General features: G+C 70.4%; 8 protein-coding genes. 5 read left to right on the top strand and 3 right to left on the bottom strand.

All coding sequences use genetic code 11. The annotated features are described in order from the left end of the window. Positions 1 to 292: 292 nt before the first annotated feature. A complete protein-coding gene (locus IE178_RS34595; RefSeq protein ID WP_184766745.1) occupies positions 293 to 832 on the bottom strand; it encodes an NUDIX hydrolase in 540 nt (179 codons plus the stop codon). A 276-nt stretch (positions 833 to 1,108) separates the two neighbouring features. Here IE178_RS34595 and IE178_RS34600 point away from each other — a divergent pair, with 276 nt between their 5' ends. Genes IE178_RS34600 through IE178_RS34610 form a run of 3 tightly spaced genes read left to right on the top strand, consistent with a single transcriptional unit; the run spans position 1,109 to position 4,027 of the window. Then, positions 1,109 to 2,116 (top strand): GHMP family kinase ATP-binding protein, encoded by a 1,008-nt coding sequence (locus tag IE178_RS34600; RefSeq protein WP_184766744.1) that lies wholly within the window; start codon positions 1,109 to 1,111, stop codon positions 2,114 to 2,116. Then, complete coding sequence (locus tag IE178_RS34605; RefSeq protein WP_193515010.1) at positions 2,113 to 3,033, top strand: aminotransferase class IV; 921 nt, start codon at positions 2,113 to 2,115, stop codon at positions 3,031 to 3,033. The genes IE178_RS34600 and IE178_RS34605 overlap by 4 nt, the downstream gene beginning before the upstream one ends. 55 nt (positions 3,034 to 3,088) lie before the next feature. Next, entirely contained in the window at positions 3,089 to 4,027 is a 939-nt protein-coding gene (locus tag IE178_RS34610; RefSeq protein WP_193515011.1) for a phosphotransferase family protein, read from the top strand. A gap of 2 nt (positions 4,028 to 4,029) precedes the next feature. On the opposite strand, the gene IE178_RS34615 is transcribed toward IE178_RS34610, so the two are convergent. Beyond that, on the bottom strand, positions 4,030 to 4,785 hold the full coding sequence (locus IE178_RS34615; protein WP_193515012.1) for a class I SAM-dependent methyltransferase: 756 nt from the start codon (positions 4,783 to 4,785) through the stop codon (positions 4,030 to 4,032). Between the two features lie 419 nt (positions 4,786 to 5,204). Between IE178_RS34615 and IE178_RS34620 the strand changes: the two genes are divergently transcribed. Further along, the gene (locus IE178_RS34620; protein WP_184766740.1) at positions 5,205 to 6,506 is read left to right on the top strand and encodes an MFS transporter; all 1,302 of its coding nucleotides are present in this window, start codon (positions 5,205 to 5,207) and stop codon (positions 6,504 to 6,506) included. Between the two features lie 121 nt (positions 6,507 to 6,627). On the opposite strand, the gene IE178_RS34625 is transcribed toward IE178_RS34620, so the two are convergent. Next, positions 6,628 to 8,577: a primary-amine oxidase gene (locus IE178_RS34625; RefSeq protein WP_498370653.1), complete on the bottom strand. Its 1,950-nt coding sequence runs from the start codon at positions 8,575 to 8,577 to the stop codon at positions 6,628 to 6,630. Between the two features lie 217 nt (positions 8,578 to 8,794). Here IE178_RS34625 and IE178_RS34630 point away from each other — a divergent pair, with 217 nt between their 5' ends. Continuing rightward, a complete protein-coding gene (locus IE178_RS34630; RefSeq protein WP_184766738.1) occupies positions 8,795 to 9,829 on the top strand; it encodes a zinc-binding dehydrogenase in 1,035 nt (344 codons plus the stop codon). The last annotated feature ends 114 nt before the right edge of the window (positions 9,830 to 9,943 follow it).

The following is a 9,943-nucleotide window of genomic DNA, read 5'->3' on the forward strand; positions in this document are numbered from 1 at the left end:
ACACACACCACCCCCGCCCCCCACACACCACCCCCGCCCCCCACACCCACACCCACCCCCACACCGCGTGAACACGACGTCGCGCAAAGGGCCGATGAGGTCACGTCACCTGATGCGCCTGCGGAGGGCGCAGGCGATGCTGCCCCGGGGACGCGTTCTCCAATCCGGCCGAGGACGTCCCGGTGTCGAAGGCCGCCGGACGGATTACGGCGCAGATGATCACGCCGCGCTGCCGCACGGCCTCTTCACGCAACCGGACGGAGGCGGACGCCCCGACCCGGCCCGCGGGTCATCATGCCGGGCCGAGAAGGCCGGCGGCCCGGGCGAGCAGGACCGCGGTGAGTGTCGAGGCGTCGGCACACCCTCCCCGTGACGCCTGCGCCACCAGGTCCCGCACCGTGGTCTCCACGGTTCCCGCACGCGGAGCGACCACCCTGGCCCCGAGCGCGGCGTAAGCGTGCGTCACCTCGTTCGAGCTGCCGGGACTGTTGTGGAACCGGCCGAGGTGGACCGCCCGCTCGCTGACGGCTCCGACCTCCTCGAACATCTCGCGCAGCGCGGCCTGTTCGGCCGTCTCACCCGCGTCGATCCTGCCACCGGGCACCTCGAGGACGACCTGGTCCAGGGCGATGCGGTACTCCGAGGAGACCAGGACGGTGCCTTCCGCGGTCACCGGCACGGCGACGGCCGCACCCGGATGATCCTGGAAGTGCCAGGTCGACGTCTCCCGCCCCTCGTGCAGCACCGCCTCGACGACATGGAACCACGGTGACAGGCGATGAAGACGGCGCTCGCCGATCCGACGGGACTCCGGGGGACGAGGTGCATCCATGGGACCTTCCGTGGGGTGCTCGCACATGCTCGTGATCGGCCGGCGTCATCCTCGCACGCCGGCCGATGCGCCCCAACAGGCGGACAGCGGTGGGCGGATGCTAGTTTCCGGGACATTGCTGGTACCCGGGAGGCAAGCGAGAGAATGACACGGCACGCACATCCGCCCGGCGGCGAGGACGCAGTCACCTGTCGGGCGCCACTGAGGGTCTCCCTCGCGGGTGGCGGAACCGATCTCCCCGACTACTCCGCCGAGTTCGGGGGAGACGTCATCGCGATGGCCATTGACGCCACCGTACGTGTCCGGTTGTCCGCCGCCGACCGGTCGGAGCTGAGGTGGTCCGACCGGACAGGCGACCTGCCCGGCGACCCCGTGCTCAACGAACTGGTCGCATCGGTCCTGCGCACGCATCCTGACTGGGCCCACCGGTCGTGGACGGTGACGAGTACCGCCGATGCCCGGGCGGGTGCGGGGCTGGGTTCGTCGGGCGCCTTTCTCGTCGCGCTGGCAGGACTGCTCAGCCCTGACGGCAGCGCCGACGAACTGGCCCGAACGGCTTATCACTGGGAGCATCGTCAGGCCGACCGTATGGTCGGACCGCAGGATTCCTTCGCGTCCGCTCATGGGGGGATCGGAACCCTCGCCATCGGCACGGACGGCGAAGTCCGGGTCTCCCCCCTGACGCCGCACCCGCGTTCGGCCGCGTGGATCGACAACAATCTGCTCCTCTTCGACACGGGCATCAGCCGGGACGCCTCGCGGATCGTGGCAGCGGCCAAACAAGACGACGATCAACGCACCCAGGAAGACGGCACGGGCAGGTCCAGCCGCCGCACCGAACAACTCCACGCGATCCGCGCTCTGGTCGCCCCGTTCCGCCAGGCCCTCGAGGAGGGGGACGTCGACCGGTTCGGCCCCCTGCTGACCGAGAACTGGAAACTCAAAGCGGGCATGGGCCGCGGCGTCTCCACTCCTCGGGCCGAGGAACTGCTGGCCCTGTGCCTGTCTGCCGGGGCGCACGGCGGAAAACTGGTCGGAGCCGGCGGCGGAGGCTACGTGCTGGTCAGTGTCCCCGACCGTGCGCTCCATGCCGTGCGTACGGCGATGGGCCGGGCACACGCGCCCGAACTGCCGTTCCGCCTGTCCCCGCAGGGCGTACGAGCCGACCGCGCGGGCTCCTGCGAGCCGGCTGCCGACAAGCCCGGCGGCCGACGACGGGACGCCCCGACCGCCACCCCCCGGCAGCGTGTAGCACCACTGGCTGGAGACAAGGAGCTGTCATGAGCTTGGAGAAACCGACCAAGATCTGGTGGAACGGTGCGGTGGCCGACTGGCAGGACGCCGTGGTCCACGTCACCACCGAGACCGCGATGCGCGGCGTCAACGTCTTCGAAGGCGTCATGGCATACAAACTGCAGGGCCGGTCCGAACACGCCGTGATCGCGCTGGACGAACACCTCCAAAGGCTGTCCCGCTCCGCCGCACTGCTCCACCTCCCGCTGCCCTACCCGCTGGAGGAACTGCGGCAGGGTGTGCTGGACCTGATCCGGGCCGAGCCGAGCGACCTCGACCTCTACATACGCCCGACGCTCTACCTCGACAGCGGCGCCTACACGGAGGACCCGAGCCGCATGCGGATGGGCGCGTACATCACGTCCTACACCCGGGAGCGTGCCTTGCTGCGGAGCGTGCGCCTGGTCAGCACGCCGTGGACGCGGGTCGACGACCCGGCGTTCCCGTCCCAGGCCAAGAGCGGCGCCGTGTACTCCGCCTTCCGGCTCGCCCGGATGGCCGCGGTGCGGGCCGGGGGCGACGAGCCGTTGCTCCTGAACGCGCGGGGCACTGTGGCGGAGACAGCCGGGGCGGCGGTCATGGCCGTCTTCCCCGACGGCGTGGTCAGCCCGCCACCCGAGGACGGTGCGCTCGACAGCATCACCCGCGGTGTGCTGACCCGTCTCCTCGAGGACGAGTTCGGCGTCAAGGTGACGCAGCGGTCCCTACGCCCCGAAGAGTTGCACGAGGCTCAGGAGGTGTTCCTGTGCGGCACCCTCGACGAGGTCGTCCGGGTGACCAGCTTCGACGGCGTCGCACTCGGCTCCGCGGCGGACGGCCTGGTCCGCGCGCTGTTCGACAGGTACCGCTCGGTGTGCACCGCGACGGACTCCGCCCTTTCCCCTCTCCGGACTCGCGTAGCGTGGTGAGCGCTCCCGTGCTGGACAGGTCCCACCCCGACAACCCACAACAGAAGGTGGCGTGATGCACCTCCCGACCCACGACGAAGCGACCCGTCTCCTGCACCGCTGGACGGGAGGGGCGGACCCCCGGCTGCTCGGTCAGGGGATGGAAGGACTCGTCTACGAGATCGACCGGGACCGGGTCGCCAAGATCTGGTTCAGCGAGTCGGAGACGGCCCTGCGGCGGACACAGGTGTTCTACGACGCACTGGCGGGCAGCGCCTTCGAGTTCGCGGTCCCGCGGATCCACGAGGTTCACGTCATCGAGGACCGCTGCGTCACGATCGAGCAGCGGCTCGCCGGCACCAGCATGTCCGACCTCCTGGAAGCCGGCCGTATCAGCAACGCCGAGGCCAGGTCGGCGTTCGTCGACGTACTGTCCCAGCTGGCCGAGAGCGGCCCGCTGCCCGAGGGCCGAGCCCTGTCGGTCATGGACGAGGAGATGTCCCTCTACGACGCGGCCGACGACTTCCCCCAGGCCCTGTACGCACTGGCCGAGCGTCGCGTCGATCGGTTCAGGGCCGTGCTCGAGCCGGCTGTCGAGGACCTCGACAAGAAGTTCCGCGCCCTGCACGGGCGCCTGCGCGAGATCGACAGCGGACGGCGGTCCGTCATCCACGGCGACATGATCCTGGGCAACATCCTCGTGGACGACGCCGGGGCTCCGACGGCGGTCCTCGACTGGGGCTTCCTCACGACCGAGGGCGACCCGGTGTTCGACGCATCGGTGGCCGCCTCGATCTTCGACATGTACGGAGAGCAGGCCCTGGAGACCGAGCTCGATCTCTACACGCGGATCGAGGAACGCCTCGGCTATGGGCGGGAGGCGCTCCTCGTCTACCGGGCGGCCTACTCACTGATCACCGCGAACGCCTACGACGCCGAGGGCAAGGACGGTCACTTCGCCTGGTGCGTCACGGCCCTGAACCGGCCCGACGTCGTCCGTGCGCTGCTGGGCTGAGGTCAGTCCTGCCGCTCGTCGCCGGCGAGGGGCCGCCGTGCCCGTAGTACGGCTCGCTCGCTCGTCGGCGTCAGCGGCTGCCCTCGCTCGTCGTGGGCGCTCACCTGGTCGTAGCCCAGTCGCAGCACCAGCGACCGCAGTTCGGGGATGCCGTAGCGGCGGACGTGGTAGCTGCGCCGCGTGGAGCGGCCCTCGACGACGACTTCCTGCTCGGTGAGCTGCCGGCCGAGAAGGGGGTCGTAGCTGTGCCACTCGCGCAGGACGTCGTCGCCGTGGCTCTTCTCGGTGAAGCTGTCGAAGGTGCGCCCGAACCTGTCCCAGTGGCGGCTCTCCACCAGCAGCCGGCCGCCCGGCTTCAGAGCGCGCAGGGCTGCGGACAGTGTCGCTTCGTCGTCCTTCTCCCCGTAGTAGCCCAGGGACGTCGACCACACCAGGACGACGTCGAAGTCCTCGTCCACTTGCGGGTTCCGCATGTCGCCCAGCAGGTAGGTGGTGGCCGGGTCTCCCTCTTGGCGTGCGATGTCGAGAAGGTGCTTGCTGGAGTCGATCCCGACGACTGTGCAGCCGCGCGCCGCGAGACCGTTCGCGATGCGCCCGAAGCCGCATGCCAGGTCGAGCACACGCATACCAGGGGCCAGTTCGCCCAGCTTCTCGATGGTGTCGAGTTCCTGGACCTCGGCGCTCTCCGAGCGGTAGCGGCGCCAGAACCGGTCGTAGTCCGCCTCGAACGCAGGGTGGGGCTGCGGCTGCTCGTGCACGTTCCTCCAACTCTCGGCAAGGGGGCCGCGCGGGAACGGCTCCCGGGTGAATGTCCGTCGGCGGGAGCGACGTTACCAGTGCCTCACGCGGGAGACGTGAGGCGTGTGTGCGATCCTGAGCAGCCCCGACCACGCCGCGGCAGGAGGTCGCCGACGGGGCCCGCGCGGCGAAACCGCGGGCGTGCGGTGGCGGAGGTTCCCCGGGAACGGGCCTGCGCGCGGACCGCCACGACCGCGGTCTGTCCGGAGCGCGCGGCCGGCCGAGGGCGCGCCTTCCGACCGGGCGGAATCCGCCCCCGTTCGCCAGGGCAGCCGGTCAAAAGCGGCGCGGGCAGGCCCGGCCCGGTGTGCCGGCGCGTTCGACGAGGTGATGCGAAGTGGGCGACTCAGGCCGGGTGGCCGACGTGACCGGAGGTGGGATGACCGAGCAACAGGCGGCGGAGACCGAGCCGGCGCCGCGTCAGCGGCTACCGCGCGCCCTGACCCCCTTCAGGCTCGCCGGTTACCGCCGGCTCGCGGTCGCGCTGGCCCTGTCCACCTTCGCTTCCGGCGTGTGGGCGGTGGCCCAGGTGTGGCAGGTCGTCCACATCGGCGGCGGGCCGCCTCAGCTGTCCGTGGTGTCGACATCCGCTGCCGTGGGGGTGCTGCTTCCGGCACTGCTCGCGGGCGTAGTGGCCGACCGGGTCCCGCAGAAACCGATCCTGCTCTGCGTCGCCGCGGTGGAGGTCCTCGGCATGGGCCTCATCGCGGTGCTCGCGCTCAGCGCCTCCGTCCAGCTCTGGCATCTCGCCACGGTCGCCCTGGTCACGGGCCTGGCCCGGGCGTTCTACTACCCGGCCTACAACGCCTGGCTGCCCGCTCTCGTCCCCGAGTCGGACCTGATGGCGGTCAACGGTTTCGAGGGCATGGTGCGGCCGACGATCGGCCAGGCCGTCGGCCCCGGTGTGGCCGGTGTCGTGGTGGGCACGCTCTCCCCAGGGGCAGCGCTCGGTATCGCGGCACTGGCCGGCCTCGCGGGGATGGCGGCCCTGGCGATGGTTCCGCTCACGCCGGTGCGCCGCGAGCACGACGAGGCGCACGACGCGCACCCGGTCCGCTCCGCGGTCAGCGACATGCGCGAGGGATACGGCTACGTGCTCCACACACCCTGGCTGCTCGCCACCCTGCTCTTCGCGTCGGTGATGATCCTGATGATGGCGGGCCCGGTCGAGGTCCTCATCCCGTTCCTGATCAAGGACCGCCTGGGCGGCGGAGCGGGCGACCACGCCTGGGTGATGGCCGCCTACGGCCTGGGCGGGGCCGTAGGTTCGCTGGTGATGGCATCCGTGCGGATGCCGCGGCGCTATCTCACCGTGATGACCCTGATGTGGGGCACCAGCTGCCTGCCCCTCGCCGCCGTCGGGTACGCAGGGCACCTGTACGTGGTGATCGCAGCGGCCTTCCTGCTCAGCGCACTGTTCGCCGCCGCGTCGGTGATCTGGGGGACACTGCTGCAGCGCAGGGTGCCTCCCCACATGCTCGGCCGCCTCGCCGCCCTCGACTCGTTCGTCTCGATCAGCCTCATGCCGGTTTCCATGGCGCTGGCCGGGCCGGTGGCCGCGGCCATCGGCACGCGTACCACCTTCCTGGTCGCGGCGGTCGTCCCGGTGCTGGCGGCGGTACTGGCGGCGGTGGCGGCGAAGCTTCCGTCCGATGAGGTCGCCCACCCCCTCAAGGATTAGCGCGTCGTCCCCGGGCGGCCGACTCCGTCCCGTACGTGCCGCGAAACCGGCGGGACGCCCCGGTGGCAGGCCCCCCGGGAGCCCCGCCACCGGGGCGCCGCGGCAGACGACGGCAGGCGGGTCACTGCTCCTGGCCGTCGCCGTGACAGTGGCCACCGCTGCTGCCCGGCGGTACGTCGAGGGTCGGGTTGCGGTCGAAGAAGCCGACCGGCTTCAGGGTGAAGCCGGTGCTGTCGACGGGCATGATCGGCCAGTCCTCGGGCCGGGGCCAGTGGGTCAGGCCGAAGGTGTGCCACAACACGATGTCCTCGCCGTCGACGCTACGGTCGGCGCTCGTCCAGGCCGGCAGTCCGGCGCCCCCGGCATGCTGGTTCACCAGGTGGCCGGCCGGGTAGCGCTCCTCGTCCGCATGACGGGAGACCCACAGGTGATGCCTGGCGAAGGCGGCCCGGGCCGCGATGGACGACTGTTCGTCCGCGAGCAGCGTCGGCAGCCCCTCGGGGACGAGCGCGTAACCGACGGGCCGGCCGAGGCGGTTGGTGACCTCCGGGTTGACGACGTGCCACTCCCGGTTGAGCGCCGGGTTCGCGTCCCGTTTGGCCTGGAGCTCGGTGGTCAACCTGGTGGCCCGGCGGCCGAACGCGTTGCCGTACGGGTTCGCGTCGCTCACCGGGAACCGTACGACCTCGACCTCGTCGACCGCGTTGCGGTGCCCGTCCACCGCCATGTCGAGCCGCGCGCAGAACAGGTGCTGATGGAACGGGGCGCCCAGACCTGGGGCTACCTCGGTGGTGTAGGCGCTGCGTTCCTCCTGATAGCCGGAAGGGAAGACGATCCCGGTGGCCTTCGCCTCGAAGCCGATCCTGCCGTCGAGGTACAGGTACCAGTAGAAGCCGTAGTCGTAGTTGCCCACCGTGGTGAAGAAGGAGATGACCAGTCGCCGCTGGCGACGGGTCTCGTGCACCCCGACGAGGAGGTCGGTGTGCTTCCACAGCACACCGAAGTCCTCTTCGTGCATGCAGATCGTGTGGGGGATGGTGAGCGGTTCGCCCGCCTCGTCGGCGATGACCGCGTCGATGTAGTGGATCTCGCCCAGGCAGTCGCAGCCCAGCTCCAGCGGGTTGCCGTACCTGCCGAAGAGGTACTCGCCCTGGTCGAAGTAGTTCTGCCAGAACCGGGTCGGGGAGGGATCGGCGTAGGGGACGATCATCTCGGCGATCGAGGCCCGGTGGACGACGGACCGGTCGCGGCCCTTGCCCTTGTCGAAGAACGAGAGGTCGTGCAGGGTCAGGCCCTCGCGCACGTTGTAGCCGAGCCGAAGGGTCCAGTTCTCCCAGCGGACGAGGTTGTCCTCCACCGTGAAGCTGACGCCTTCGGGCTGTGTGATCTCGATGGGTTTCATCGACGTGCGGTACGGCCCGGTGTAGGCGGGGTCGTGGAAGTTACCGGGATCCTCCGGCACGGGCACCACCGCGTGATCGAGGACCTCGCGCACCCTGTTCTCCGTCAGGTCGACGTAGGCGACCAGGCCGTCGATCGGATGCCCCCAGGGGAGGTCGGTCTTGCGGGGCTGGTTGAAACCGAAGGCACGCACCATGCGATGACCGGCCTCGCCCTCGATCTCGTAGTGCCCCGCGGACAGCGACGTCACCAGCACCGTCTCCGTGGTCAGGCCGCGCCGTGCCAGGGCCTCCTGCCACCGGGGATCGCCGTCCAGGATCTCCTGGACGGCGACGAACTCCTCGTTGAGGATGGGAAGTTGCGCGACGCGCGTGTCCAGCTGCTCGAAGGAGTCGACGGTGCCGCGGGTGACGGAGACGAGCGCCTCGAAGGAGGCGCCGTCCGCCCGGTCCAGCAGCTGGACGCGCATGACGCGGTCAACCGGTGAACCAGGGACGAAGGCGGCCAGCTCCGCTTTGCCCGGTTCCTCGGGTATGACGGAGACGAAGCGCACCGAGGGCCCCAGCCGTCCCTCCGCCTCCAGGACGGCGCGGACGACGCCCACCTCCTCAGCGGTGAGCATGGCGATCGGGTGTGCTGGCGGTGTTGCGGTCGGAACGCGGTTCGACACGAAGAAGACGCACCTTTCAGCGGTTGGTTCGACGGATCGCCCGACGGCGCCGGTCAACGGACCATGCTAGCTTCGCCGCTGGTCAGGGCCCGTGGGGACGGAACACCGCGACCGTCACTCGACGTCCGCGCGGAGCGGATAGCATTCCCGGATCGAACGGCCGCCTCGCGAAAGCGAGTTCGGCGACACCCATGGACCGACGTGATCGGAGCGACCGATGCGAGCGACTGTGATGTACGGAGCCGGCGACGTACGGGTTGTGGACGTCGCCGATCCCCAGCTCAAGGAACCGACCGATGCCGTGGTGCGTGTGCTCCGATCGGCCATCTGCGGCACCGACCTTCTGCACTACGGCGCGATGCCCCCCGACGAACAGGGGATGCGCATCGGCCACGAGTTCATAGGGATCGTCGAGGAGACCGGCGCGGACGTGGCGGGACTCGAGGCCGGCGACCTCGTGGTCGCGCCGTTCATGTACGCCGACGGCACCTGCGCGTTCTGCGCCGAAGAGCTGCACACGTCCTGCCCGCGCGGCGGCCTGTGGGGATTCGACGGCGTGGACGGCGCACAGGGAGAGGCGGTGCGCGTGCCATGGGCGCAGGCAACCCTGGTCAAACTGCCCGTGGCGGCCGACTCTTCTCTGCTGCCGTCACTGCTCACACTGGCCGACGTGTTCTCCACCGGGTACCACGCTGCCGTGACCGGCGGGGTCGGCCCGCGTACGACCGTGACGGTCATCGGCGACGGCGCGGTCGGCCTGTCGGCGGTGCTCGCCGCCCGCCGGCTCGGTGCCGAGGAGATCACGTTGATGGGGCGCCACAAGGCACGCACCGCTCTGGGGCGGGAGTTCGGCGCCACGGCGGTGGTGGCCGAGCGCGGCGAGGAGGGCATCGAGCGTCTGCGGGAGCTGACAGGTGGCACCGGCACGCATGTCGTTCTGGAGTGCGTGGGAAGCCCCAGCGCGCTGGAGACGGCCTTCGGCGTGACACGGGACGGCGGCACGGTCAGCCGGGTCGGCGTTCCTCAGTACGTGGAGGGTCCGGTCGGCTTCGACGTCTTCAACCGGAACGTCACCCTGACCGGCGGGGTGGCGCCCACCCGGGCGTACATCGAGAAACTGCTGCCCGACGTGCTCGAGGGCCGGGTGGAACCCGGCCGCGTCTTCGACCGGACCATCGGCCTCGAGGAGACTCCGCAAGGATATCGCGCCATGGCCGAACGCACAGCCCTGAAGGTTCTCGTCAAGCCCTGACGCCTGCCCCCGGGCTCCGCTGCCGCCGGCTGCCTGCGGTCCGCCGCAGGACCCAGCCGGCACGGTCGTCGATAAGGACCGCACCTACTGGGCGGTACTCGTGGCGGTGTGTGG

This window comes from Streptomyces griseoloalbus, from assembly GCA_014650015.1.
Taxonomy (GTDB): Bacteria; Actinomycetota; Actinomycetes; order Streptomycetales; family Streptomycetaceae; genus Streptomyces; species Streptomyces griseoloalbus.